Origin of the sequence: Luteimonas sp. TWI662, assembly GCF_039673825.1 — a bacterium.
Classification (GTDB): domain Bacteria; phylum Pseudomonadota; class Gammaproteobacteria; order Xanthomonadales; family Xanthomonadaceae; genus Luteimonas.
Window position 1 is genome coordinate 95,077 of record NZ_JBDJMI010000005.1, and the last position, 24,207, is coordinate 119,283.

Below are 24,207 nucleotides of genomic sequence, written 5' to 3' on the forward strand. Positions count from 1 at the left end.
CGACCGGTGAGAGCGCCGGACCGGCGCGGCCGCGCGCCGCGGGCGTCGAAGCAACGGGGGAGCGATGATGCGCGGCTCGATGTTCAAGACCGTCGCGGCTGTGGGCCTGGGCCTTGCGCTGGTGGCCGGCCTTCCGTTGCTGGTGAGCTGGCAGCTCTCGCGCTATGCCGATAGCCGGATCCAGTCCGGGCCGCTGCTGCTCGACGATGCAAGCGCGCCGCAGATGGCGTTCGTGCTCGAGGACACGCGCGCGCACGCGGTCGAGAACGGCATCGTGCGCAGTCGCTCGCGTCAGTACGCGCAAGTCGTGGACATGCGCGACGGCCGGTTGCTGTGGAGCCGGCGCTTGGACGCCGAGGATGCGCAAGGCCGCGACTGGGGCCGCGGCGCACTGCTGGGTGCATCGCAGCGCTATCTGTTCGCCTGGCGCAATGCGGTCTATGCCTTCGGCCGTGCCGATGGCCACCGTGAAAAGCCGGACGGCCCCCTGGCCGCACCGGTGGAACGGGCGCGCTACGACGCGCAGGCCGGGCAGTTGGCCGTCGTCGACGTACAGGGCCGCACTTGGCGTATCGACGGCGACACGCTGGCGGCGACGGCTGCAGACGAGATCGATCCGGCGACGCTGTTCGAGAAAGCCGACCCCGGGATGGCCGCGCCTGCGCTGGCGTCGGCCTCGGCGGCGGTCGACGCCGACGGTAGCTGGACGCTGCTGGCGACACCGGCGCAGGCGCAGGCGGTGGCCGCCGGGCGCGAGCGCGCCGGCGACGACATGCTCGATGTGCGCCGTCAAATGCTGCGTGGACGACTGGATTGGCGATCGCCCCAGACCAATCGCTTCGCGCCGGTGGGCGAGGCGGTGTTCATCCGCGGCGTGTTCCTGCGTGATCCGGTGCGCGCACCGCTGGCCGTCGACACGGCGCTGTCGCAGGTCGGACCGGAACATGACGTGCCGAAGCCCGAGTCGCCGCGCATGCCGCATTTCGGGCGCGAGCCGTCCGACTTTCCCAACGAGGCCGCCTATCGACAGGCACGGGCGCGCTACCGTGCGCAGCTGCCGGCCGCGCTGCGCCAGTTCAGCGCCGAGCAGTCGGAGTACACGCGCGCGATGGCCGCCTACCGTGCGCAACGGCAGCAGGCCAATGCGCAAGCACGGCAGACGCGCGCTGCGCGCAATGCGTACGTGAACGCGATGCGCGGCCTGCTGCGGCATGCGCCGCTCGCGGCCGACAACGCCCTGTGGACGGTCGGCGCGGCGCGCGATCGCCTGGTGCTGCACGCCACCCATGCGGCGCGCGGTGCGCCGCAACTGCTCAGTGCGGTCGGCGAGGACGGGCAAGTGCGCTGGACGCTGGCGCTGGAGGTGGAGCGGCTCGATGCGATCTGGCGCGCACGCGACGGCGCGCTGCTGGCCGTTGGACGTAGCGACGATGCGCGCTCGGATGTGCTGTTGCGGGTGGAGCCGGGCAGCGGCACCGGCTGGCGCTACCTGGCGCGCACACGCGACACGCAGCCGTTGGCGCCGGGCGCGCCGGCGTCGGAGGCGACCCGATGATCGAACTGATGGTGGTGCTTGCGGCGATGGCACTGCTGGTGCTGGTGGCGCTGTGGGCTGCGGCGTGGCCGCTGCGGCACTGGTGGCGCTTGCGCAGGATCGCCGCCGCTGGCGTTCGCCGCGAGGCCGAGGTGCTCGCGGCGAGCGCAGGGCCGGGCCCGGCGACCACGGTGACCTTGGCGTTCGACAACCTGAGCGGGCATCGGATCCAGGACGCGGTGACGCTGGTCGACACCCGGCCGCAACTGCGCCGATTCGTGCCCGGTGGGCGCCTGATGGTGCGGCTGGCGCCGGACCCGCGTCGCGCGCCGCGACTGGTGATCGAGGGCGCGCGTTCGCGCCCGGGCATCTGGGCCGGGGCCTTGCCGCTGCTGCCGCTGGGCATCGCCGCGCTGTGCGCCTGGCGCCTGCGGCTGCGCCATTACCAGGCCGGCGGCGAGTGGTCGGAGATGTTCGGTCATGGGCAGGCCGAGTTCGGACTGGCGATCGCGGTGCTGCTGCTGGCGGCGGCGCTGGCGTTCGTCGTGCGGTTGCTGCGGCGCCACGTCGTACCCGTCTCCGTCGAGCTGCGCTACGCCGGCGCGCCGGCGGTGGCCGAGGTGCTGTCGGCCGAGCACACCGGTACGGTGATCAACGAAGCACCCGTCATCGCCCTGCGCCTGCGCTTCGTCGATCGTGCCGGCGTCACCCATACGGTCGTCGCCAAGCGCGCGATCGCGCCGTTGCGGTTGGCGCGCGTGGAGGCGGCGCGCACGCTCGAGGTGCTGTACCTGCCTGCACGCCCCACGCGTGTGGCGTTGCCGACGCTGGATTAGCCGCCCCGGCGCGCCGACGCCGGCTCGGCGATGCTAGGGTGGCGCCCTGTTCATTGGGCACAGGAGCCGACATGCAGACCATCCGCGATCAGGCCCTGGCGTGCCGTGACGCCGCCCGTACGCTGGCCGGCCTGGGGACCGCGGCACGCGACGCGCTGCTGCGCGCGATGGCCGATGCACTGGACGCGCATGCCGAGACGATTCTGGCCGCCAACGCGCGCGACCTCGAGGCGGCGCAGGCGCGCGGCACCGGCGGCGCGTTGCTCGATCGCCTGCGCCTGGACGCGGTGCGGCTGGCGGGCGTGTCGGCGGCGGTGCGCGAGGTGGCGGGGTTGCCCGATCCGGTCGGGCAGGTGACCCGCGACGATGTGCGCCCCAACGGCCTGCACGTGCGCAAGATGCGCGTGCCGCTGGGCGTGATCGCGATGATCTACGAGGCGCGCCCGAACGTGACCGCCGATGCCGCGGCGCTGTGCATCAAGGCCGGCAATGGGGTGATCCTGCGTGGCGGCAGCGAGGCGATCCACTCCAACACCGCGATCGCCGCCGCGCTGCGCGAGGCGATCGCCGCGCACGGCGTCGGCCCCGACGCGTTGACCCTGGTGACCGACCTGCGCCGCGAGACGATGCTCGCCCTGTTGCAGCTCAACGAGATTGTCGACCTGGCGATCCCGCGCGGCGGCGAAGGCCTGATCCGCTTCGTCGCCGAGCACGCCCGGGTGCCGGTGATCAAGCACTACAAGGGGGTGTGCCATCTGTTCGTCGATGCCAGCGCCGATCCCGAGGTTGCATTGCGGCTGCTGATCGACGGCAAGACCAGCCGCCCCAGCGCCTGCAACGCGCTCGAGACACTGCTGGTGCATGCCGACATCGCCGCGACGTTCGTGCCGCGTGCGGTGCAGGCCTTGCAGGCGGCCGGCGTCGAAGTCCGCGGCGATGCGCGCGTCCGCGCCCTGGCCGGCGACGTCGCCGAGGCGAGCGAGGACGACTACGCCGCCGAGTTCCTCGACCTCATCATCGCCGCGCGCGTGGTCGACTCGCTCGACGACGCGATTGCGCACATCCAGCGCTTCGGCTCCGACCACACCGAGGTCATCGCCACGCGCGACGACGACAACGCCACCCGCTTCGTCGCGGCGCTTCGCGCAGCGGTGGTGATGGTCAACGCCTCGTCGCGCTTCAGTGACGGCGGCGAGCTGGGCCTGGGCGCGGAGATCGGCATCTCGACCACACGCCTGCATGCCTACGGGCCGATGGGTCTGGAGGCGCTGACCGTCGAGCGCTTCGTCGTGCAGGGGGCCGGGCAGGTGCGGCACCCGTAGCGGGCTGCCCGCTCTGCACCTGACGCGCCGGCCGTCAGTTCGGCGCGGACCTGCGGCCTGAAGCGATCTCGCGCATCAGATACTTCTGCACCTTGCCGGTGATCGTCATCGGGAAGCCATCGACGAATTCGATGTCGCGCGGAATCTTGTAGTGGGCGATGCGGCCGCGGCAGAACGCGCGGATCTCATCGGCGGTGCACGTCGCACCCTCGGCCAGGCGGATCCAGGCGCAGACTTCCTCGCCGAAGCGCGCGTCCGGCACGCCGAACACCTGCACGTCGGCGACGGCGGGGTGGGTGTGCAGGAATTCCTCGATCTCGCGCGGATAGATGTTCTCGCCGCCGCGGATGAGCATGTCCTTGAGCCGGCCGACGATCCGGCAGTAGCCATCGGCGTCGAGCGTGGCCAGGTCGCCGGTGTGCGTCCAGCCGTCGGCGTCGAGCACTTCGGCGGTGCGTGCGGGTTCGCCCCAGTAGCCGCGCATGACCGAGTAGCCGCGGGTCTGCAGTTCGCCGGTCTCGCCGCGCGCCACGACCACGCCGTCCTTGTCGACGATGCGCACCTCGACGTGCGGATGCACCCGGCCGACCGAGTCGACGCGCCGGTCGAGCGGGTCGTCGGGTGTGGTCTGGAAGCTCACCGGACTGGTCTCGGTCATGCCGTAGGCGATGGTGACCTCGCGCATGTGCATGCGCTCGACGACCTTCTTCATGACCTCGATCGGGCAGGGCGAGCCGGCCATGATCCCGGTGCGCAGCGACGACAGGTCGAAGTCGCCAAAGCGCGGGTGGTCGAGCTCGGCGATGAACATCGTCGGCACGCCATGCAGGCCGGTGCAGCGCTCGCGCTCGACCGTCTGCAGGGTCGTCAGCGGGTCGAAGCCTTCGCCGGGAATCACCATGCACGCCCCGTGGGTGACGCAGGCCAGGTTGCCCAGCACCATGCCGAAGCAGTGATAGAACGGCACCGGGATGCACAGCCGGTCGGCCTCGGTCAGGCGCATGGCCTCGCCGACGAACCAGCCGTTGTTGACGATGTTGCGGTGGCTCAGCGTCGCGCCCTTCGGCGCGCCCGTGGTGCCGGAGGTGAACTGGATGTTGATCGCATCGTCCGGGGACAGGCGGTCCTGCAAGGCCGCCAGCCGGGCGCGTGCGTCGGGTGCGTCGCAGGCGGCCACGGTGTCGAAGCGCAGCGTGCCGGGCACATCGTCACCGTCGCCGAGCACCAGGACCTGGCGCAAGTCGGGCAGGCGGGCGGCCTGCAGTGCGCCGGGTGTCGCGCTGTCGAGTTCGGGGGCCAGTTCGCGCAGCAAGCCAAGGTAGTCGGAGGTCTTGAACGCACGCGCCAGCACCAGCGCTGCGCAACCGACACGCGTCAGCGCGTACTCGAGCTCGTGCGTACGGTAGGCCGGGTTGATGTTGACCAGGACCAGCCCGGCGCGCGCGGACGCGAACTGCATCAGCACCCATTCGGCGCGGTTGAGCGACCAGATGCCGATGCGATCGCCCGGTTCGAGTCCCAGCGCGAGCAGGCCCGCGGCCAGCCGTGTTACCGCGGCATCGAATGCGCGGTAACTGAGCCGCACCGATTGCGACGGGACGACCAGCGCCTCGCGATCGGAGTGCTGGGCCGCCACGCGCGCGAGCATCGCGCCGACGGTCTCCTCGAGCAGGGGCGTCTCGCTGGGGCCGGTGACGTGGCTGGGCGTTTGGTCCATGGGAATCGGCTGCGCTATCGTGAGTGCGCAGGATACGAGGCCCGCCCGGGAAGTTCACGGCGCAGCGACTGCGGTGCAGCCGCCGCGCTGCGCAGATTCAGGCGTCTGTGACCGAACGCGACCACCGATACCTGCGATTGGCCTCGCCGGATATGGACCGCTGTCTGTTGATCCCCTTCGTCTTTCTCTTCCAACTGTTCGGCGGCATCGTCGGCCAGGTGGCGTTGATGCAAGGCATGTTCGTGCTGCGTCCGGCCGAGGCGGGCATCGACCATCCCTCGCGTCCGCACCGACTGTTCTATCGCGGCATGGCGCTGCTGATGTGCAATCTGTGGTCGCTGCTGGCGACCGTTCTGCTGCTCGATGCGGCTGGCGTCGATGTGCTGGCGCCGGATCTGTCGCAGCCGGCGCGCGTGGTGACCTTGGTGCTGTTGCCGCTGCCGTTGCTCGGCGTGTTCTATTGGCTGTACCGGCGATTTCTGCGCTGGGCCGCGCGCGGCGACGGGCGCGCGAACCGCTGACCGCCGGAACGCGTCGCTTACCAGCTGTCCTCGAGTGCACGCGGCTTGCAGGCCAGCCAGCCGCCGACCAACAACACGCCGACGAAGCCGTAGAGCATCGCGAATGGCCAGTGCCAACCGCCGGTCGCACCGTGCAGCACGCCGAACAGCAAGGGTCCGGCGCAGCTGAGCGTGTAGCCCACGCCCTGCATGAAGCCCGACAGCGCGGCCGAGCCGGCGGGTGTGCGCGTGCGCAGGTTGATCAGCGTCAGCGCCAGCGGAAACGTCGACGGGCCCAGACCCAGCAGCACGACCCACAGCACCGGCGCGGCCATCGGCGCCAGCAGCAGGCCGGAGAACGCGGCGATGTGGCAGCAGGCGCACAGCAGCACGATCGCGAACGGATTGCGCACGCGCACCGCGAGCGCCGGCATGCCCAGTGCGCTGACCAGGCCGAGCGCGGAGAACAACGCCACCATCGTGCCGCCGAATGCGGGCGAGGCGCCGGCTTCGCTGAGCAGAGTCGGCAGCCAGGTGAACATCGCGTAGGTGATCAGCGAGGTGGTGCCGAACATCATCGCCATGCCCCAGGCGACCGGCGAACGCCATGCCCGGCCGCGCGCGCCGCCGGACGGGACGCTGGCCACGGCGGTCGACGGGCCATCGACGCGGACGCCGCTGCCGCGTCGCCGCGCCATCGCCAGCAGGCCGACCCACGGCAACGCCGCGGCCAGCGCGGTCAAGGTCCAGGCGCCGAGCGCCACCCGCCAGCCGGCGGCCTCGGCCAGCGGCACGGCCAGCAGTGCGGGCAGCATCGTGCCCAACTGCAACACGGTGATGTAGAGCGTGGAGACCGCGCCGACCCGATCGGGGAAGTAGCGTTTGACCAGTGGCGGCAGCACCACGTTGCCGATGCCCATACCGGCCAGCGCGACGATCGACCCGGCCATCAGCAGGCCCACGCCACCGGCGCACGAGCGCAGCACCAGACCGGCAGTGGCGAGCAGCATCGCCAGCAATGCCGTGCGCTCGATGCCGACGCGGCGCGCGAGCATCGGCGTGGTCACGCCGAAGACGGCGAAGGCCGCGGTGGGCAGCATGCCCAGCACGCCTGCAGTGGCCGAGCCGAAGCCGAATTGGGCGCCGAGCAGGTCGAGCAGCGGGGTCAGCGAGGTCACCGCGGTGCGCAGGTTGAAGGCTGACAGCGCGATGCCCAGCAGCACCACCAGGCGCACCGTGCGCAAGGCGATCGGTGGACGGACGGTGTGGGGCGTGGGGGTCATGGCGGGCGGCATCGCATGCCGCGAACCGGGCACGGCCTTAGATAAACGAAAACCGGCACGACGGCCGGTTTCGGATCACCAGATTGGTCGGGGAGACAGGATTCGAACCTGCGACCTCTACGTCCCGAACGTAGCGCTCTACCAGACTGAGCTACACCCCGACAGGTGAGCCGCGCATTCTACCGATGCACCCGTCACCAGGGCAAGGGGGGCGTGTTCGACGGGGGGCGATCGGCCTCTGGAGGAGGGCGGTGGCGTCGTCGGCGCGGCGGGCTGCGATAATAGCGGGCACGACGCGATACCGACAATGGGGTCGCCGTCATCCGCTGCTGGATGTTTCCGATTCATGACCTCGCCGCCGCAAGGAAAGGACCCGACCGGTCCTCGTCGTCTTCGCCTGCAATGGCTCGATGCGCAACTGCTGCCGAGCCGGTCGCGCCATCGCGTGGCCCAGGCCAGCCAAGTGCTCGCCGGCTGGCTGCTGGTGCCCCAGGCCGCGGCGATCGCCTGGGGGCTGGATGCGGCGCTGATCGACGGACGCGGACTCGATGCGCTGCGTGCGCCGCTCGCGCTGCTGGCGGTCGCCTTGCTGGCGCGCACGCTGCTGGGATGGATCGGGCAGCGCGCGGCCGCCGATGCGGTCGAGGACACGCTGACGCGCATGCGCGTGGGGCTGGCACGTGCAGCGATCGCGCGCGGTCCGGTGTGGCTGCGGGGGCGCCGCAGCGGCGAACTGGTCGCGCTGTCCACCGGCCATGTCGATGCCGCCGCGCCGTACTTCGGCGGCTACCTGCTCGCGCGCGCCGAGGTGATGCTGGTGCCGCCGGTGCTGCTGGTGGCGGTGTTCGCCGCCGATTGGATCGTCGGTCTGCTGCTGTTGGCGGCCGCGCCGCTGGCGCCGTTCTTCATGGCGCTGATCGGCATGCGCGCCGAGGCCGCCGGCCGCGCGCAGCTGTCGGCGCTCGCCAGGGCCGGCGCGCATTTCACCGATCGCTTGCGTGGGCTCGACCTGATCCGGGTCTACGGCCGCGGTGAAGCGGAGCTGGCGCAGGTCGGCGAGGCCACCGAAACCATCCGCGTGCGCAGCATGCGCGTGCTGCGCATCGCGTTTCTGTCCTCGACGGTGCTCGAGTTCTTCGCCTCGGTCAGCGTCGCGCTGGTGGCGCTGTATTTCGGCTTCAGCTATCTGGGGCTGATCGCGTTGCGCGACCCGGCCCCGAGCCTGGCGACCGGCCTGTTCTGCCTGCTGCTGGCGCCGGAGTTCCACGGGCCGATGCGTCGTCTGGCCGGGCATTACCACGATCGTGCGAACGCACTGGCCGCGGTCGCCGAGGTCGAGGCCGCGTTCGACGGCACCCGGCCTGCGCTCGATGCCGCGCCGGCGATCGATCCCGCACCGGTGGCGACCGGTGCGCCGGCGGTGCGGATCGAGGCGATCACGCTGCGCCATCCCGGCGCTGCAATGCCGGCGCTGGCCGGCGCCTCGCGCGATATCCCGGCCGGGCAGCGCCTGGCGATCGTCGCGCCCAGCGGCGGCGGCAAGAGCACGCTGCTCGACGCGCTCGCCGGCTGGCTGCCGCCCGAGTGCGGTCGCATCCACGTGACGGCCGGCACCCGGATCGCCTTGGCCGGGCAGCGGCCGTGGCTGTTCCAGGGCAGCCTGCGCGACAACCTGCGCATCGGCGCGCCGCAGGCCGATGAGGCTGCGGTGCACGAGGCGGCGCAGATCGCGCAGGTCATGCGGTTTGCCGCGCGCCTGCCCGAGGGCTTGGACACGCCCATCGGCGAGCATGGCTTCGGGCTGTCGGGTGGGCAGGCGCGTCGTGTGGCGCTGGCGCGCGCGTTGCTGCTGCGGCCGCAGTTGCTGCTGCTCGATGAGCCGACGGCGTTTCTGGATCCTGCGACCGAAGCCGACCTTCTGGCCGCACTCAACGCTTCGCTGCGCGACTGCACCGTGATCGTCGCCACGCACAGCCAGGCCGTCATGGACTGGGCCGACGCGGTCTGGCGCTTGCCGGGTCCGCTGGTGGCGCCGCTTGAGTCGCCCGTGGAGTCGGTGCGATGAGCGCGGCCTCCGATCGCGCCATCGCCAGCACCCGCATGCTGCTGCGTCGCCATCGCGGGCGCGTGGCTGCGGCGATCGGCCTGCTGGCGCTGACGCTGGTGTCCGGCGTCGCGCTGCTGGGGCTGTCGGGTGGCTTCATCGCGGCGAGCGCGCTGACCTTCGGCACCCTGGGCAGCTTCAACTTCTTCACCCCGTCGGCCGGCATCCGGGCGCTGACCTTCGCGCGCATCGCGTCGCGCTATGTCGAAAAGCTCGCCGGCCACGACGCGATGCTGCGCATCGCCCGCGACCTGCGCAGCTGGTTCTTCGCACGCGCGCTGCGGCTCACGCCCGGCCAGTTGGGGCGCCTGCGCACCGGCGATCTGCTGGCGCGGCTGCTGGGCGACATCGACGCGGTGGACGGTCTGCTGTTGCGCGCGACCGGCCCATTGCTGGCACTGCTCGCGCTCGGCGTGGCGGGCCTGGGCGTTGCCGCCTGGCTGCACCCGCCGACCGCGGCCTGGCTGGCGCTGGTCGCGCTGGCCACCGGGCTCGGCGTGCCCTGGCTGGTCGCCCGCGGGCGGTCGGCGGCCGAGGCCGAGCGGGCGCGGCGCCGGGCCGAGCTGCGCGCCCGCCTGCATGAGCTCTACGACGGGCAGGCCGATCTGGCAGCACTGGGCGTGGCCGATGGCTGGTTGGCCCGCGTCGATGCCGACGCACAAGCGGTGGGCGATGCCGAGCGCGTGCGCCGGCGGCAGCTGGCGGACGGCGGCCTGTGGCATGGGGTGGCGACCGGTGTTGGCCTGGTCGGCACCTTGTGGATCGTCGGCGCCTGCGCGCTGGGCGGGGCGCTGCCGGCCGCGCATGCGGCGGCGCTGTTCTTCCTCGCGATCGGGCTGTTCGAGGCCTGGGCCGGGGCCGGCCTGGCCTGGCAGGCGCTGCTGGCTGCACGTGCATCGATCGCGCGTCTGGACGCGGTGGCCGGCACCGAGCCGACGGTCGTCGATCCCGCGGCGCCGGTGGCCTTGCCGGCCGCCGGGGCGCTGCATTTCGACGAGGTGACCTTCGCCTGGCCGGGCCAGGACCGGCCGGTGCTGCGCGGGCTGACGCTTTCGGTCGCGCCGGGCGAGCGCGTGACGATCGGTGGCGACAGCGGCGGCGGCAAGTCCACGCTGGCGGCGTTGCTGCTGCGCAGTGCCGAGCCCGACGCGGGCACGCTGACGTTCGGCGGCGTCGACCTGCGTCACGTGCGCCAGCGCGACTGGTTCGCGCGGATCGCCTGGTTGCCGCAGAACGCTCCGGTGTTCGCCGGCAGTGTGCGCGACAACCTGGTGTTCGGTGCGCCGCAGGCCGACGACGCGCAGCTGTGGGCGATGCTGGCGCGGGTGCGGCTGGCCGACTGGGCGCGCGCGCTGGGCGGGCTCGATGCCTGGGTCGGCGAGGCCGGCATCACGATGTCCGGGGGGCAGGCGCGGCGGCTGGCGCTGGCCCGTGCGCTGCTGCGCGAGGCCGCGCTGGTGGTGCTCGACGAACCGACCGAGGGCCTGGACCACGACACGGCCGATGCGCTGCTGCGCGAACTGCCCGATCTGCTCGATGGCCGCAGCCTGCTGCTGATCACCCACGGCGCGGTGCCGCCGGGGCTGGCGGACCGCCACCTGTGGCTGCGCGACGGGCACCTGCATGCCGACACGCCCTAGAATGGCGGTCTTCCTCCGCATCACCGACGAGCTGCCCGCATGATCAAGCCCCGGACCCCGCCCGGCGTCATGGAACTGTTGCCGCGCGACCAGATCGCGTTCCAGCGCATGCTGGACACGATCCGCCGCACGTTCGAAGGTTTCGGGTTCCTGCCGATCGAGACGCCGGTGTTCGAACTGTCGGAGACCCTGCTGACCAAGTCGGGCGGTGAGACCGAGCGGCAGGTCTACTTCGTGCAGTCGACCGGTGCGCTCGCCAAATCGGCCGACAGCGGCCAGGCCGACGGCCTGCCGGAACTGGCGCTGCGCTTCGACCTGACCGTGCCGTTGGCGCGTTACGTCGCCGAGCACGAGCACGACCTGGCATTCCCGTTCCGCCGCTACCAGATGCAGCGCGTCTACCGCGGCGAGCGCGCCCAGCGCGGACGCTTCCGCGAGTTCTACCAGTGCGACATCGACGTGATCGGCAAGGACACGCTGTCGCCGCGCTATGACGCCGAGGTGCCGGCGGTGATCAGCGCGGTGTTCGCTGCGCTCGACATTGGCGAATTCACGATCCAGCTCAACCACCGCAAGCTGCTGCGCGGCTACTTCGAAGGGCAGGGCATCGACGACGCGCAGCAGGTGACCGTGCTGCGCGAGATCGACAAGCTCGACAAGCGCGGCGAGGATGCGGTGCGTGCGACGCTGACCGGCGCCGAGTTCGGTTTGTCGGATGCGGTCGCCGACCGCCTGCTGGCGTTCTCGCGCGTGCGCTCGATCGGCCATGACGACGCCCTGGCCAAGCTCGACGCGCTCGGCGCCGGCACGGCGCTGTTCGAGGAAGGGCGCGACGAACTGCGCGATCTGCTCAACCAGCTGCGTGCGCTCGGCGTGCCCGAGTCGCGCTACGCGCTGAACCTGTCGATCGCGCGTGGCCTGGATTACTACACCGGCATGGTCTACGAGACCGTGCTCGATGCGCACCCGCAGATCGGTTCGATCTGTTCGGGCGGACGCTACGACAACCTCGCCAGCCACTACACCAAGTCCAAGCTGCCGGGCGTGGGCATCTCGATCGGCCTGACCCGGCTGTTCTGGCAGCTGCGCGAGGCGGGCCTGGTGCACACCGCCGACAGCTCGGTCGACGTGCTGGTGACGCTGTTCGACGATGCCGGCCTGCCGTCGGCACTGGCGCTGTCGCAGCGCCTGCGCAGTGCCGGGCTCAACGTCGAGACCCAGCTCGAACCGCGCAAGCTCGCCAAGCAAATGCAGTACGCCGATCGCGCCGGCATCCGCTTCGTGGTGATCCGCGGCGACGAGGAAGCGGCGCGCGGCGTGGTTGCGGTCAAGGATCTGCGCCGCGGCGAGCAGTTCGAGGTGGCCGACGACGACCTGCCGCGCACATTGCTGGTCGAGCGGGAGCAGGCGAGATCGATGCCGTGATCGGCCTGCGCGTCGCCGTCGTCTGCAAAGGAGCACATTGATGAAAGCCATCCGTCTCGACGGCCGCTCGCTGACCCGCGCGCAACTGGTGATCGTCGCCCACGGCGCGCCGGTCGAGCTCGACGACCAGGCGCTGCACGCAGTGGCGAACGCAGCCGACTTCCTTGCCGAGCAGGTGCGCCGCGAAGAACCGATCTATGGCGTGTCCACCGGCTTTGGCAGCAATGCCGACCGCCTGCTCGGCGCGCGCCCGCTGCGCGACGACCTGCCGGGCGCCACGCCTTCGGGGCGCGCATTGCACGAGGAACTGCAGCACAACCTCATCGTCACTCACGCGGTCTGCGTCGGCGAGCCGCTGGCGCCGGAGGTGGTGCGCGCGATGCTGTGCATCCGCATCAACACGTTGCTCAAGGGCCATTCGGGCATCCGTGTGGCGACGCTGCAGGCGCTGGCCGACCTGCTCAACGCCGGCATCGTGCCCGTGGTGCCGGGGCTGGGCTCGGTCGGTGCCTCGGGCGACCTGGCGCCGCTGTCGCACCTGGCGATCGTGCTGCTGGGGGGCGGCGAGGCGTTCTTCGCGGGCGAGCGCATGTCCGGCGCGGACGCACTGCGGCGCGCCGGCCTGGCACCGGTCACGCTGTCGTACAAGGAGGGCCTGGCGCTCAACAACGGCACTGCGCAGATGCTCGCCACTGGCGTGCTGGCGCTGCATCGGCTCGACGCATTGCTCGACACCGCCGATCTGGCCGCGGCGATGACCATCGATGCCTTCGCCGGCCGGCTCGGCGCATTCGACGCCGATGTCCACGCGCTGCGCCCGCATCCGGGCCAGGTCGAGGTCGCCGCGCACCTGCGCGAGCTGCTCGACGGCTCGACGCTGGCCGACATCGCCTACCACCTGGTGCCGAAGTTCCGGCCGTGGCTGCCGTCGAGCTGGGACACCGCGCAGGCCCAGGCGCTGCGCTTCGACATCGGCTGGGACTGGGTGCCGAGCGATCAGCGCCATGGTCGCGAGAAGTTCTATGCCCGGTTCCGGCCGTTCCGTGGCGGCAAGAAGCACCAGCCGCAGGACGCCTACTCGCTGCGCTGCATCCCGCAGGTGCACGGCGCGGTGCGCGACGCGGTTGAGCAGGCCAAGCGCGTGTTCGACGTCGAGCTCAACGCGGTCACCGACAACCCGTTGGTGTTCCCGGGCCGCGAGGCCGAGCACGTCGAGCAGCAGGTGATCTCGGCCGGCCATTTCCACGGCATGCCGCTGGCGCTGGCGATGAGCTACGTCAAGGCGGCGATCCCGGTGCTGGCGTCGATCTCCGAGCGCCGGCTGGCCAAGCTCGTCGACCCGGCGACCAACGACGGGCTGCCGGCGTTTTTGATCGGCAACGAGGACGCCACCGAGTCGGGTTTCATGATCGTGCAGTACACCGCGGCGGCGCTGGTCAACGACCTGGCCACGCGCGCGCACCCGGCCAGTGTGTACTCGGTGCCGACCAGCGCCAACGCCGAAGACCACGTCTCGATGGGCACCAACGAGGCGCGTCATGTGCTGGCGATGGCCGACGACCTGGGCAAGGTGCTCGCGCTGGAGCTCTACACCGCAGCCCAGGCGCTGGACCTGCGGATGGACATGATCAACGCCGCGCGCGACCTCGCGGGCCGGGGCGATGCCCAGGTGCTGGCGACGAAGGTGCAGGGCGGCCCGGCGCAGGATCGCGCGACGCACGCCGGCTTCCTCGACGAGGTCGAGGCGCTGCGCGTCGAGCTCGCCGCGTGCGCACCGTTCCACCCCGGCGCGATCGTCGCCGAGGCGCATGCGCGCATCCGCGAGGCGATCCCGTTCCTCGACCGCGACCGCGCGCTCGACGGTGAAGTCGCCGCCGCCGTGCGCCTGGTCGCCGACGGCACCCTGCTGGGCGTGCTGCCGCGCTGGCGGGTGCCGGCCACCGGGCCTGCGGCGTGAACCTGCCGCTGCATTTCGGCTGGCTCGGGGTGCTGGAGGCTGCGCTGATCGCGATGGCGGTCGGTGCGCTATGCTATCTGCTGTTCCACTGGCTGAGCGCGCGCTACCGCTGGGCGCACGGGCATTCGATCGCGTGGAGCAGCCTGGGCGCGCTCGCGATCGCGGTCGGCATCGATGCCTGGCACCTGTTCTACATGGGCGCGGTCAAGCTCGAATCGCCGGTCTATGCGCGCATCGCGCTGCAGAAGATCCACGATCCCAATTTCCTCGCCACCCGGGTGTTCCTGTCCTCGATCGCCGCGTTCTCGGGGGTCGCACTGGCTTGGCTGGGGATGCAGGCCCGCACGCGCGCCGACTGACACACCTCTCAAGAACCGGGGTCCAAGAACCTGGGTCAGAGTGGATTTCTGGAAAGAAATCCACTCTGACCCCGGTTCTGCCGGTTCTGTTTTGGCTGGTGGATCAGGCCTTCGCCTGGCGTGCGCGCTCGATCCGCCGCAGGAACACCGTCATCTCCTTGGACGACTGCACGTCGCCACGCCGCGCCGCGGCGTCGAGCCCGGCGCGCCAGGCCGCTTCGGCATCCGCGTCGCGCCCTTGCGTCAGCAACGCCTTGCCGAGCAGTTTCCACGCGGCCGAGTAGTCCGGATCGTGCCGGGTGGCGGCGGCCAGATGGGTCGCGGCCGAGGCCGGGTCGCCTGCCTGCAGGCAGGCATTGCCCAGCCCGAAGCGCAGCAGGGCGTCGTCGCGCCCGGCATCGAGCAGGGCCTGCAATCGGTCGCGCATGGCGCCCCCGAATCTGAGAGTCGAGGCAGGATCTTCCGGGATCGGCAGGTGAGGGCGGTGGAACGCTGCGGTCCAGTCGGCGCCCTGCGAACGGCCTGCGGCGATGACGCGATGCTCGGGGAGTGCGTGCATCGCCGCTGTACGGCGCCGCCAGCCCGGTTGACTTCGAATCGGAAAGGCGTAATGTACTAGCACGCTATTACATTGATACGTCCGGCGATCCCCGTGAAGCAACGCCCCGAACCCTTGCCCGACCACGAAGCCAGCGCTTCGCTGCAAGCGCTGGCACGCGCGTTTGCGGCGCTGAAGACCGCCGATGAGGTCGCCCGGTTCCTCGACGACCTGTGCACGCCGGCCGAGCTCGAGGCGCTGGTCGACCGGTGGCGGGTCGTGCCGCTGCTGCAGCAGGGCGTGCCGTATCGCGAGATCCACGAGCGCACCGGCGTCAGCGTGACCACCGTCGGCCGCGTCGCACGCACGCTCGACCGCGGCGCCGGCGGCTATGCGATCGCAGCGCGTCGTGTCGGGCGTTTTGCGTCCCCCGATTCCCACTGAGGCTTCCCGATGAGTCCTGTCACTGGCGGCGCCGCGCGCGACCGCCTGCGTATCGCGATCCAGAAATCCGGCCGGCTCAGCGAGCCGGCGCGGGCGTTGCTGGCGTCATGCGGCCTGTCGTGGCGCGAGAGCCGCGACAAGCTGTTCTGTTACGGCGAGACGCTGCCGGTCGACCTGTTGCTGGTCCGCGACGACGACATCCCCGGGTTACTCGCCGATGGCGTCTGCGATTACGGCATCGTCGGCCGCAACGTGCTCGACGAGGTCGCGGCCGACCGGGCCTTGCGCGGCCTGCCGCAGGTGTCCAAGGCGGTCCGTGCGCTCGGCTTCGGCGGCTGCCGGCTCGACATCGCGATTCCAGAGTCGCAGGACTGGTCGGGCCCGGCGCAGTTGCAGGGCAGCCGCATCGCGACCAGCTACCCAGGCCTGCTGCAGCGATGGCTCGACGCGCAGGGGGTGCAGGCGAGCATCGTCACGCTGTCGGGTTCGGTCGAGATCGCGCCGCGGCTGGGCCAGGCCGACGTGATCTGCGACCTGGTGTCCAGCGGCGCGACGTTGACCGCCAATCAGCTCAAGCCCGCGGTCACGCTGATGACCAGCGAGGCGGTGTTGGCCGGCCCGGTGCAGCCGTTCTCCGATGTGCGGGGCGACCTGGCCGCCCTGCTGCTGCGCCGCCTCGATGGCGTGATGCGGCTGCGCGACAGCCGCCTGCTGATGTTCCAATCGCGTCGCGACGGCGTCGATGCGCTGCTCAAACTGTTGCCCGACGCCGAGCCGCCGACGCTGCTGCAGGTCGACGGCAGCGATGCGGTCGCGTTGCAGGTGCTGTGCCACGGCGAGCTGACCTGGCCGCGGCTCGAGGCGCTCAAGCAGGCCGGCGCGGCCGGGCTGATGGTGCTGCCGGTGGAGCGGATGCTGGCATGAACCTCAACGCCCCCTTTTCACTGGACGGCGCGATTCCGGCGATCGTCGACTGGTCGGCCGCCGATGCGGCAGCGCAGGCCGAACTGCTGCGCCGCCCGACGCAAACCGTGGCCGCGCAGACGCGCGCGGCCGTCGCCGACGTGCTCGACGAGGTGCGGACACGCGGCGACGCCGCACTGCGCGCGTTGACCGAACGCTTCGACCGCGTCGCGCTCGACGATTTCGAAGTCGGCGCCGACGAATTCGCCGCGGCCGAGGCCGAGGTCTCGCCGCGCTTGCGCGAGGCAATGGCCAACGCCGCCGCGCGGATCGAGCGCTTCCATGTCGCGGGCAGGGTCGACGGCTACGCCGTGCAGACCGCCGATGGCGTGGAGTGCGCACGGATCGTGCGGCCGATTCCGCGGGTCGGGCTGTACGTGCCGGCCGGGACCGCGCCGCTGCCTTCGACCGCATTGATGCTCGGTGTGCCGGCCCGGCTGGCCGGTTGCCGCGAGGTCGTGCTGTGCACGCCGCCGCGCCCGGACGGCAGCGCCGATCCGGCGGTGCTGGTCGCCGCGCGGCTGACCGGCGTGCACCGGGTATTCAAGCTCGGCGGCGCGCAGGCGATTGCGGCGATGGCGTTCGGCACCGCGTCGGTACCGGCCTGCGACAAGCTGTTCGGGCCGGGCAATGCGTTTGTCACCGAAGCCAAACAGCAGGCGGCGCAGTCGGGCACGGTCGCGATCGACATGCCGGCCGGCCCGTCGGAGGTGCTGGTGATCGCCGATGCCGGCGCCGACGCGGCGTTCGTCGCGGCCGATCTGCTGTCGCAGGCCGAGCACGGGGCCGACTCGCAAGTGCTGCTGCTGAGCGACGACGAGGCGCTGCTGCGCCGCGTGCGCGTCGAGCTGGCGACCCAGCTTGGTGCGCTGCCGCGCGCCGACATCGCGCGCCGGGCGCTGGCGCGCTCGCGGTTGCTGCGGGTGCCGACGCTGGAGGTCGCGTTCGACATCAGCAACCGTTATGCGCCCGAGCATCTGATCCTGGCCCTGCGCGCGCCGCGTGACTGGCTCGACCGGGTCGAGGTCGCCGGTTCGGTGTTCCTGGGCGACTGGACCCCCGAGGCGCTGGGCGACTACTGCAGTGGCACCAACCACGTACTGCCGACTGGCGGCGCCGCGCGCGCCTGGAGCGGCGTTGGCGTGTCCAGCTTCCAGACCCTGGTCAGCGTGCAGAGCGCCGACGCCGCGGGCATCCGCGCGATCGGACCCGATGCGGTGACGCTGGCGCGCGCCGAAGGCCTGGACGCGCACGCCAACGCGGTCGCGCTGCGGCTGGCGAGGGCGGGCGCATGAGCACGGTGCTCGATCTGGTGCGCGACGACCTGCGCGCATTCTCCGGCTATGCCTCGGCGCGGACCCAGGCGCTCCAGGGCGAGATCTGGCTCAATGCCAACGAGGCACCGTGGGCGAATCCCGGCGATGCCGACGGCCAGTGCCGCCGGTATCCGGCGCCACAGCCGCCCGCGCTGCAGGCGCGACTGGCCGCGCTGTACGGCGTGGAGGCCTCGCGCTTGCTGATCGGCCGCGGCAGCGACGAGGCGATCGACCTGCTGGTGCGTGCGTTGTGCGTGCCCGGGCGCGACGCCGTGCTCGCGACGCCCCCGGTGTTCGGCATGTACGCGGTCAGCGCCCGGCTGCAGGGCGCGCCGTTCGCCGAGGTGCCGTTGCGCGATGGCGCCGACGGCTTTGCGCTCGATGTCGATGCCGTGCGCGAAACCGCGCTCGCGCGGGGCGCGCGGTTGGTGTTCCTGTGCTCGCCGTCCAACCCGACCGGTGGCCTGGTGCCGCTGGCCGATGTCGCGGCGTTGGCCACTGCGCTCGACGGGCGCGCTGTCGTCGTCGTGGACGAGGCCTACGTGGAGTTCGCCGACGCGCCGTCGGCGACCACGCGGCTCGACGCCCACGCCAACCTGGTGGTGCTGCGGACACTGTCGAAGGCGCATGGCCTGGCGGCGGCGCGGATCGGCGTGGCAATCGGCGACCCGGCGTTGATCGCGGTGCTGCGGCGCTGCCAGGCGCCGTATCCGGTGCCCACGCCCTGCGCCGAGCTGGCGCTGGCCGGGCTCGCCGACGCGGCGCTCGCGCAGACCCGCGCGCGCGTGGCACAGACGATCGCTGAGCGCGATGGGTTGGCGGCCACGCTGGCGGCGACGCCGGGCGTGCGCCAGGTGTATCCGTCGGCCGGCAACTTCCTGCTGGTGCGCTTCGCCGACGCCTCGCGCGCGTTCGCGGCACTGCTGGCCGCCGGCATCGTCGTGCGCGACCAGCGCGCCGCGCCCGGGCTGGGCGATGCGCTGCGCATCACGGTCGGTACGCCGACGCAGAACGCAGGTGTCGTCCAGGCGTTGCAGACATTGGAGGTCGTGGCATGAGCGGAACCAAGATCCTGTTCGTCGACCGCGACGGCACCCTGATCGAGGAGCCGGCCGACTATCAGATCGACGCCTACGAGAAGCTGCGCTTCGTGCCGGGCGTGATCCCGGCACTGCTGCGGCTGCGTGATGCCGGGTTCGAGTTCGTCATCGTCACCAACCAGGACGGCCTGGGCACCGAGGGCTACCCGCGCGCCAGTTTCGACGGCCCGAACGACCTGATGCTGCAGATCTTCGAAAGCCAGGGCATCACGTTCCGCGAGGTGCTGGTCGATTGCAGCTGGCCGGCCGACAACGCGCCCACGCGCAAGCCGGGCCTGGGGCTGGTGATGCACTACCTGCGCGACCGCGGCATCGATCTCGACGCCTCGGCGATGGTCGGCGATCGCGACACCGACCTGCAGTTCGCCGACAACCTGGGCATCCGCGGCTTCAAGCTGCGGACCCCGCAGTTCGGCGGCGACTGGGACTGGCCCGGCATCGCGCACGCGCTGTGTGATGCGCCGCGCTGCGCGCGCATCGTGCGCAACACGCGCGAGACCCGCATCCGGGTCGAGCTCGACCTCGATGCCGCGCGTGATGCGCAGGTGTCCACGGGGCTTCCGTTCTTCGACCACATGCTCGATCAGATCGGCAAGCACGGCGGCATCGCGCTGACCGTGCAGGCCGAGGGCGACCTGGAGATCGACGAACACCACACCGTCGAGGATGTCGGCATCGCGCTTGGTCAGGCGTTGCGCGCGGCGCTCGGCGACAAGCGTGGCATCGCCCGCTACGGCTTCATGCTGCCGATGGACGAGACCCTTGCCAGCGCCGCGCTCGACTTCGGCGGGCGTCCGTACCTGGTGTTCGACGGCACATTCCGGCGCGAGCGTGTCGGCGACCTGCCGACCGAACTGGTCGCGCATTTCTTCCGCTCGGTCTGCGACTCGGCGGCGTTGAACCTGCACCTCAAGGTCGAGGGCGACAACGACCACCACAAGGTGGAAGCGTGCTTCAAGGCCTTCGCCCGCGCGCTGGGCCAGGCGGTGCGCCGCGACGGGGCCGCGCTGCCGAGCACCAAGGGCGTGCTGTGATGCGCGTGGTGATCGTGGACGCGGGCGGCGCCAACACCGGCTCGGTGCGCTACGCGTTCGAGCGCCTGGGGGTGCGGGCGGCGCTGGTCACCGATGCCGAGGCGATCCGCGGCGCAGACCGCGTGATCCTGCCCGGGGTCGGCACCGCGGCGCAGGTCATGACGCGGCTGCGGGCGCTCGATCTGGTCGAGGTCCTGCGGACACTGGACCGGCCGCTGCTGGGCATCTGCGTGGGCATGCAACTGCTGTTCGAACGCTCGCAGGAAGGCGATGTCGAGGGGCTGGGCCTGCTGCGCGGCACGGTCGCCCGGCTCCACGGCGGCCCCGGTATCCGGGTGCCGCACATGGGCTGGAATCGACTACAGCCGCGGGCCGACAGCGCGTTGCGCACCGGCATCGACGACGGTGCACACGCCTTCTTCGTGCACAGCTATGCAGCCCCGGTGACCGCCGACTGCATCCTTGCCTGCGCCCACGGCCAGCCATTCGCCGCGGCCGTGCAGCGGGGCCTGGTCGCCGGTGCGCAGTTCCATCCCGAGCGTTCGGCTGCGGTCGGCGCGCAGCTGCTGCGCAACTTCCTGTCTCCATCGTTCGATGCTGGAGTCCGTGCATGAGCGGTTTCACCGTCTATCCCGCCATCGACATCCGCGATGGTCGCGTGGTCCGGCTGGCGCAGGGCGACTATGCGCGCGAGACGCGCTACAGCGACGATCCGCTGGCCCAGATCCAGGCCTACGCCGACGCGGGCGCGACGTGGCTGCATCTGGTCGATCTCAATGCCGCACGTGCGGGCGGCTTCACGCTCGCGCCGCTTCTGGCGCGCATCCGTCAGGTCACCGGCCTGCAGGTGCAGACCGGCGGGGGGGTGCGCAGCGTCGACGATGTGGCGCGGATCCTCGATGCAGGCGCCGCCCGCGTGGTCGTCGGGTCGCTCGCGGTGCGCGATGCCGATGCGGTGGCTGGTTGGATCGAGCGTTTCGGTGCCGAGCGCATCACCGTCGCGCTCGACACGCGGCAGGGTGCCGACGGGGTCTGGCGCCTGCCGGTGCACGGCTGGACGCAGACCGCCGAGGCCACTCTCGACACCTTGGCCGTGCGCTATGCGCAGGCCGGGCTGCGTCACCTGCTGAGTACCGACATCGCCCGCGACGGCATGTTGTCGGGACCCAACAGCGCGCTGTACGCGCATGTGCGCGCGCTGGCGCCAGCGCTGCAGGTCCAGGCGTCGGGCGGCGTGCGCGCGCTCGACGATATCGTCGCGGCGCGGAGCCAGGGCTGCGCCGGCATCGTGCTTGGCCGCGCATTGCTCGAAGGCCGCTTCGCACTGCGGGATGCGCTGACATGCTGAGCCGGCGGATCATTCCATGCCTGGACGTGCGCGACGGCCGTGTGGTCAAGGGCGTGCGCTTCCGCGATCACGTCGACATGGGCGATATTGCGGAGCTCGCGCTGCGCTACCGCGACGCGGGCGCCGACGAACTGGTGTTCTACGACATCTCCGCCAGTCCCCAGGGCCGTTCGGTCGACCGCGGTTGGGTCGAACGGGTGTCGCGGCTGATCGACATTCCGTTCTGCGTCGCCGGCGGCATCCGCGATGTCGCCACCGCGCGTGCGGTGCTGCATGCCGGCGCCGACAAGATCTCGATCAACACCCCGGCGCTCGAGCGCCCGGCACTGATCGCCGAACTGGCGGACGCCTTCGGTGTGCAGTGCGTGGTCGTGGGCATCGATTCGATCCGCGAAGCTGACGGCGAGTGGCGGGTGCGCAGCCACACCGGCGATCCGGACCGCACCCGTGCGCTGGCGGTGCGCACGCTGGACTGGATCGTCGAAGCGCAACGGCTGGGCGCCGGCGAGATCGTGCTCAACTGCATGGACAACGACGGTGTGCGCCGCGGCTACGACATCGCGCAGCTGCGCCAGGCGCGCGCACTGTGCGAGGTGCCGTTGGTCGCCTCGGGTGGGGCAGGCGAGACCACCCACTTCATCGATGCGTTTCTCCAGGCCGACGTCGATGGTGCGCTGGCGGCCAGCGTGTTCCACAGTGGCCGCATCGCGATTCCCGACCTCAAGCGCGAGCTGCGCGCGGCCGGCGTGGCGGTGCGCGATGTCTGACCTTCGCGACCAGGGCCCGACGGCCGCGCCCCCCAATGCGCCCCAGGACGATGCCATGACCGACATGTCCTTCGACCCGGCGCGCCTGGACTGGAACAAGGGCGACGGCCTGCTGCCGGCGATCGTCCAGGACGCCGACACGTTGCGCGTGCTGATGCTCGGCTACATGGATCGCGACGCGCTCGATGCCACGCGCCGGCTGGGGCAGGTGACGTTCTTCAGCCGCAGCAAGGGTCGGCTGTGGACCAAGGGCGAACAGTCGGGCCACGTGCTCGAACTGGTCTCGGTCGAGGCCGATTGCGATGCCGACACGCTGCTGGTGCTGGCCCGGCCGCAGGGGCCGACCTGCCATCTGCAGCGGCCCAGCTGTTTCCCATCCGCCCCGGGCGGTGTGTTGGCCGAACTGGATGCGCGCGTCGCGCAGCGCGCACGCGAGCGGCCGGACGGCAGCTACACGACGCGGCTGTTCGACGGCGGCATCCGCCGGATCGCCCAGAAGGTCGGCGAGGAGGGCGTGGAGACTGCATTGGCAGCCGTCGCGCAGGGCGACGACGACCTGCTCGGCGAGAGCGCCGACCTGCTGTACCACCTGCTGGTGCTGCTGCGCGCGCGCGGGCTGTCGCTGGCCGATGTCGAGCGCGTGCTGGCCGCGCGGGGCCGGTGAGGCGGCCTTGCGTGTGGCCCGGGAACTTCGAGGCCGTCGGGGGGCGCGCGACGTTGCTCGCCGACGATGACGCCGCCCTGTTTGTCGCCCTGTACGGCGATCCGGCGACGATGCGGCAGGTCGGCCCGGCGCTCGATCGTTCCGCCGCGACCCGTGCATTCGCTGCGGCGCGTCGGCAAATGCGGGGCGACCCGCCTGCCGCCCGGTTCTGGCGGCTGGAGACTGCCGCCGGCGCGCAGGGATTGCTGTCATTGGTGCCCGATGCGGCCGGTCGGGACGCCGAGACCGGGCTGTTGCTGGCGCCTGCGGCGCAACGGCAGGGGGTAGCGACCGCGGCGCTGGGGCATCTGTGCGAGGTCGCGCTCGGCACCGGCGCATTCGAGGCGCTGTGGACCCGGCACCGGGCCGGCCATGCAGCCGCCGTCGGCCTGATGCGGCGCCTGGGGTTCGTGCGCGCTGCGCCGGTGGAGGGCTGGCAGCGCTGGCGTCTCGGTCGCACGGCCTGGCGCGCGCTTGCCGGCGGTGCATCTGCCGATTAGATTCCGCGCTCGTGCAGGGGAGTTGACGATGGAAGGCAGGGGGCGGCTGGCCTGCGTCGGTGTCGGCATGATGCTCGGCGCGCATCTGGGGCCACGCGCCAGACGCCATATCGAGACGGCGGAGGTCGTCTTCGTCGCCGTCTCCGATCCGCTGGTCGAGCTGTGGGTGCGGAGCATGAATGCGGATGTCCGCAGCCTGCAGCCGTTCTATCGCGAGGGCCGCTCCCGGCACCGCAGTTATGCCGGCATGATCGCTGCGATGCTGGCCGAGGTGCGCGCCGGGCGCGATGTGTGCGGTGCGTTCTACGGCCACCCGGGGGTGTTCGCGCAGGTGCCCCACCAGGCGATCGCGGCGGCCCGTGCCGAGGGCTTTCAGGCCGTCATGGAGCCGGGGATCTCGGCCGAGGACTGTCTGTACGCGGATCTGGGGATCGATCCGGGCGACGTCGGTTGCCAGCACTACGAGGCCAGCCAGTTCCTGTTCTACCGACGGATCGTCGACCCTGCTGCCTGGCTGGTGCTGTGGCAGGTCGGGGTGGCCGGGGTCCGCGACACCGGGCGGTTCCACAGCACCGGCGCGGAGCGCGCCGCGCTGGTCGCCCGCCTGGCCCGGGATTACCCGCCCGGACATGTTGTGACGCTCTACGAAGCTGCTACGCTGCCCACCGTGCGGCCCCGCCTCGAGCGGCTGCCGTTCGAGGCGCTGGCGCAGGCGAGATTGCACCAGCACACGACGCTGGTGGTGCCGCCGGGAAAGGCGCTGGAGCGGGACGTGGGCATGGCATGGTCGGCAGGCGCCGCGGGCGCGGCCGACTGA

At 71.5% G+C, this 24,207-nt stretch carries 23 protein-coding genes and 1 tRNA gene; 20 read left to right on the top strand and 4 right to left on the bottom strand.

The features are described from left to right. The first annotated feature begins 79 nt into the window (after positions 1–79). The 3 genes from ABE488_RS05810 (at position 80) to ABE488_RS05820 (ending at position 3,692) form a co-directional block, all read left to right on the top strand. The gene (locus ABE488_RS05810) at positions 80–1,555 is read left to right on the top strand and encodes a PA2928 family protein (RefSeq protein WP_346447461.1); all 1,476 of its coding nucleotides are present in this window, start codon (positions 80–82) and stop codon (positions 1,553–1,555) included. After that, positions 1,552–2,370 carry a hypothetical protein gene (locus ABE488_RS05815; RefSeq protein ID WP_346447462.1) on the top strand — a complete coding sequence of 273 codons (819 nt, stop codon included), beginning with the start codon at positions 1,552–1,554 and terminating at the stop codon, positions 2,368–2,370. The genes ABE488_RS05810 and ABE488_RS05815 overlap by 4 nt, the downstream gene beginning before the upstream one ends. Before the next feature lie 71 nt (positions 2,371–2,441). Continuing rightward, entirely contained in the window at positions 2,442–3,692 is a 1,251-nt protein-coding gene (locus ABE488_RS05820) for a glutamate-5-semialdehyde dehydrogenase (protein WP_346447463.1), read from the top strand. Between the two features lie 34 nt (positions 3,693–3,726). On the opposite strand, the gene ABE488_RS05825 is transcribed toward ABE488_RS05820, so the two are convergent. Then, positions 3,727–5,409, bottom strand: coding sequence for an AMP-binding protein (locus tag ABE488_RS05825; RefSeq protein ID WP_346447464.1), 1,683 nt, complete (start codon positions 5,407–5,409; stop codon positions 3,727–3,729). A 152-nt stretch (positions 5,410–5,561) separates the two neighbouring features. On the opposite strand from ABE488_RS05825, the gene ABE488_RS05830 reads away from it, so the two are divergent. Next, a complete protein-coding gene (locus ABE488_RS05830) occupies positions 5,562–5,930 on the top strand; it encodes a hypothetical protein (protein WP_346447465.1) in 369 nt (122 codons plus the stop codon). Positions 5,931–5,947: 17 nt separating this feature from the next. On the opposite strand, the gene ABE488_RS05835 is transcribed toward ABE488_RS05830, so the two are convergent. Together ABE488_RS05835 and ABE488_RS05840 are read right to left on the bottom strand one after the other, a co-directional pair. After that, a complete protein-coding gene (locus tag ABE488_RS05835) occupies positions 5,948–7,192 on the bottom strand; it encodes an MFS transporter (RefSeq protein ID WP_346447466.1) in 1,245 nt (414 codons plus the stop codon). An 84-nt stretch (positions 7,193–7,276) separates the two neighbouring features. Continuing rightward, positions 7,277–7,353, bottom strand: a tRNA-Pro gene (locus tag ABE488_RS05840). A 185-nt stretch (positions 7,354–7,538) separates the two neighbouring features. Here ABE488_RS05840 and cydD point away from each other — a divergent pair. Genes cydD through ABE488_RS05865 form a run of 5 tightly spaced genes read left to right on the top strand, consistent with a single transcriptional unit; the run spans position 7,539 to position 14,677 of the window. Beyond that, positions 7,539–9,257: a thiol reductant ABC exporter subunit CydD gene (gene cydD / locus ABE488_RS05845; RefSeq protein WP_346447467.1), complete on the top strand. Its 1,719-nt coding sequence runs from the start codon at positions 7,539–7,541 to the stop codon at positions 9,255–9,257. After that, positions 9,254–10,936 (top strand): thiol reductant ABC exporter subunit CydC, encoded by a 1,683-nt coding sequence (gene cydC, locus ABE488_RS05850; RefSeq protein WP_346447468.1) that lies wholly within the window; start codon positions 9,254–9,256, stop codon positions 10,934–10,936. The genes cydD and cydC overlap by 4 nt, the downstream gene beginning before the upstream one ends. Positions 10,937–10,975: 39 nt before the next feature. Beyond that, the gene (hisS, locus tag ABE488_RS05855) at positions 10,976–12,361 is read left to right on the top strand and encodes a histidine--tRNA ligase (RefSeq protein WP_346447469.1); all 1,386 of its coding nucleotides are present in this window, start codon (positions 10,976–10,978) and stop codon (positions 12,359–12,361) included. A gap of 40 nt (positions 12,362–12,401) precedes the next feature. After that, positions 12,402–14,318, top strand: a complete 1,917-nt coding sequence (locus tag ABE488_RS05860; RefSeq protein WP_346447470.1) for an aromatic amino acid lyase — start codon at positions 12,402–12,404, stop codon at positions 14,316–14,318. Continuing rightward, complete coding sequence (locus ABE488_RS05865) at positions 14,315–14,677, top strand: hypothetical protein (RefSeq protein ID WP_346447471.1); 363 nt, start codon at positions 14,315–14,317, stop codon at positions 14,675–14,677. The genes ABE488_RS05860 and ABE488_RS05865 overlap by 4 nt, the downstream gene beginning before the upstream one ends. Before the next feature lie 103 nt (positions 14,678–14,780). Here the strand turns inward: ABE488_RS05865 and ABE488_RS05870 are convergent, their stop codons facing one another. Next, positions 14,781–15,104, bottom strand: a complete 324-nt coding sequence (locus ABE488_RS05870; protein WP_346444724.1) for a tetratricopeptide repeat protein — start codon at positions 15,102–15,104, stop codon at positions 14,781–14,783. 225 nt (positions 15,105–15,329) lie between these two features. Between ABE488_RS05870 and ABE488_RS05875 the strand changes: the two genes are divergently transcribed. From ABE488_RS05875 to ABE488_RS05925, 11 genes are read left to right on the top strand one after another with little or no spacing between them, the layout of a single operon-like run. Next, positions 15,330–15,659: a YerC/YecD family TrpR-related protein gene (locus ABE488_RS05875; RefSeq protein ID WP_346447472.1), complete on the top strand. Its 330-nt coding sequence runs from the start codon at positions 15,330–15,332 to the stop codon at positions 15,657–15,659. 9 nt (positions 15,660–15,668) lie between these two features. Further along, on the top strand, positions 15,669–16,583 hold the full coding sequence (hisG, locus tag ABE488_RS05880; RefSeq protein WP_346447473.1) for an ATP phosphoribosyltransferase: 915 nt from the start codon (positions 15,669–15,671) through the stop codon (positions 16,581–16,583). Further along, complete coding sequence (gene hisD, locus ABE488_RS05885) at positions 16,580–17,917, top strand: histidinol dehydrogenase (protein WP_346447474.1); 1,338 nt, start codon at positions 16,580–16,582, stop codon at positions 17,915–17,917. Before hisG ends, hisD begins: the two co-directional genes overlap by 4 nt. Next, positions 17,914–18,996: a histidinol-phosphate transaminase gene (hisC, locus tag ABE488_RS05890; protein WP_346447475.1), complete on the top strand. Its 1,083-nt coding sequence runs from the start codon at positions 17,914–17,916 to the stop codon at positions 18,994–18,996. The genes hisD and hisC overlap by 4 nt, the downstream gene beginning before the upstream one ends. Then, positions 18,993–20,072: a bifunctional histidinol-phosphatase/imidazoleglycerol-phosphate dehydratase HisB gene (gene hisB, locus ABE488_RS05895; RefSeq protein WP_346447476.1), complete on the top strand. Its 1,080-nt coding sequence runs from the start codon at positions 18,993–18,995 to the stop codon at positions 20,070–20,072. Before hisC ends, hisB begins: the two co-directional genes overlap by 4 nt. Further along, entirely contained in the window at positions 20,069–20,686 is a 618-nt protein-coding gene (hisH, locus tag ABE488_RS05900; RefSeq protein WP_346444714.1) for an imidazole glycerol phosphate synthase subunit HisH, read from the top strand. The genes hisB and hisH overlap by 4 nt, the downstream gene beginning before the upstream one ends. Beyond that, a complete protein-coding gene (gene hisA / locus ABE488_RS05905; protein WP_346447477.1) occupies positions 20,683–21,420 on the top strand; it encodes a 1-(5-phosphoribosyl)-5-[(5-phosphoribosylamino)methylideneamino]imidazole-4-carboxamide isomerase in 738 nt (245 codons plus the stop codon). Before hisH ends, hisA begins: the two co-directional genes overlap by 4 nt. Continuing rightward, positions 21,414–22,187, top strand: coding sequence for an imidazole glycerol phosphate synthase subunit HisF (hisF, locus tag ABE488_RS05910; RefSeq protein WP_346447478.1), 774 nt, complete (start codon positions 21,414–21,416; stop codon positions 22,185–22,187). The genes hisA and hisF overlap by 7 nt, the downstream gene beginning before the upstream one ends. Before the next feature lie 55 nt (positions 22,188–22,242). Next, a complete protein-coding gene (gene hisIE, locus ABE488_RS05915; RefSeq protein WP_346447479.1) occupies positions 22,243–22,851 on the top strand; it encodes a bifunctional phosphoribosyl-AMP cyclohydrolase/phosphoribosyl-ATP diphosphatase HisIE in 609 nt (202 codons plus the stop codon). Positions 22,852–22,862: 11 nt separating this feature from the next. Further along, positions 22,863–23,390 carry a GNAT family N-acetyltransferase gene (locus tag ABE488_RS05920; protein ID WP_346447480.1) on the top strand — a complete coding sequence of 176 codons (528 nt, stop codon included), beginning with the start codon at positions 22,863–22,865 and terminating at the stop codon, positions 23,388–23,390. A gap of 28 nt (positions 23,391–23,418) precedes the next feature. After that, a complete protein-coding gene (locus ABE488_RS05925; RefSeq protein WP_346447481.1) occupies positions 23,419–24,207 on the top strand; it encodes an SAM-dependent methyltransferase in 789 nt (262 codons plus the stop codon).

Excerpts from the sequence above, each read along its gene's own strand:
- ABE488_RS05810 (WP_346447461.1), top strand. The coding sequence starts at position 80 with ATGTTCAAGACCGTCGCGGCTGTGGGCCTGGGCCTTGCGCTGGTGGCC.
- ABE488_RS05815 (WP_346447462.1), top strand. The coding sequence starts at position 1,552 with ATGATCGAACTGATGGTGGTGCTTGCGGCGATGGCACTGCTGGTGCTG.
- ABE488_RS05820 (WP_346447463.1), top strand. The coding sequence starts at position 2,442 with ATGCAGACCATCCGCGATCAGGCCCTGGCGTGCCGTGACGCCGCCCGT.
- ABE488_RS05825 (WP_346447464.1), bottom strand. The coding sequence starts at position 5,409 with ATGGACCAAACGCCCAGCCACGTCACCGGCCCCAGCGAGACGCCCCTG.
- ABE488_RS05830 (WP_346447465.1), top strand. The coding sequence starts at position 5,562 with ATGGACCGCTGTCTGTTGATCCCCTTCGTCTTTCTCTTCCAACTGTTC.
- ABE488_RS05835 (WP_346447466.1), bottom strand. The coding sequence starts at position 7,192 with ATGACCCCCACGCCCCACACCGTCCGTCCACCGATCGCCTTGCGCACG.
- cydD (WP_346447467.1), top strand. The coding sequence starts at position 7,539 with ATGACCTCGCCGCCGCAAGGAAAGGACCCGACCGGTCCTCGTCGTCTT.
- cydC (WP_346447468.1), top strand. The coding sequence starts at position 9,254 with ATGAGCGCGGCCTCCGATCGCGCCATCGCCAGCACCCGCATGCTGCTG.
- hisS (WP_346447469.1), top strand. The coding sequence starts at position 10,976 with ATGATCAAGCCCCGGACCCCGCCCGGCGTCATGGAACTGTTGCCGCGC.
- ABE488_RS05860 (WP_346447470.1), top strand. The coding sequence starts at position 12,402 with ATGAAAGCCATCCGTCTCGACGGCCGCTCGCTGACCCGCGCGCAACTG.
- ABE488_RS05870 (WP_346444724.1), bottom strand. The coding sequence starts at position 15,104 with ATGCGCGACCGATTGCAGGCCCTGCTCGATGCCGGGCGCGACGACGCC.
- hisG (WP_346447473.1), top strand. The coding sequence starts at position 15,669 with ATGAGTCCTGTCACTGGCGGCGCCGCGCGCGACCGCCTGCGTATCGCG.
- hisD (WP_346447474.1), top strand. The coding sequence starts at position 16,580 with ATGAACCTCAACGCCCCCTTTTCACTGGACGGCGCGATTCCGGCGATC.
- hisC (WP_346447475.1), top strand. The coding sequence starts at position 17,914 with ATGAGCACGGTGCTCGATCTGGTGCGCGACGACCTGCGCGCATTCTCC.
- hisB (WP_346447476.1), top strand. The coding sequence starts at position 18,993 with ATGAGCGGAACCAAGATCCTGTTCGTCGACCGCGACGGCACCCTGATC.
- hisA (WP_346447477.1), top strand. The coding sequence starts at position 20,683 with ATGAGCGGTTTCACCGTCTATCCCGCCATCGACATCCGCGATGGTCGC.
- hisF (WP_346447478.1), top strand. The coding sequence starts at position 21,414 with ATGCTGAGCCGGCGGATCATTCCATGCCTGGACGTGCGCGACGGCCGT.
- hisIE (WP_346447479.1), top strand. The coding sequence starts at position 22,243 with ATGACCGACATGTCCTTCGACCCGGCGCGCCTGGACTGGAACAAGGGC.
- ABE488_RS05925 (WP_346447481.1), top strand. The coding sequence starts at position 23,419 with ATGGAAGGCAGGGGGCGGCTGGCCTGCGTCGGTGTCGGCATGATGCTC.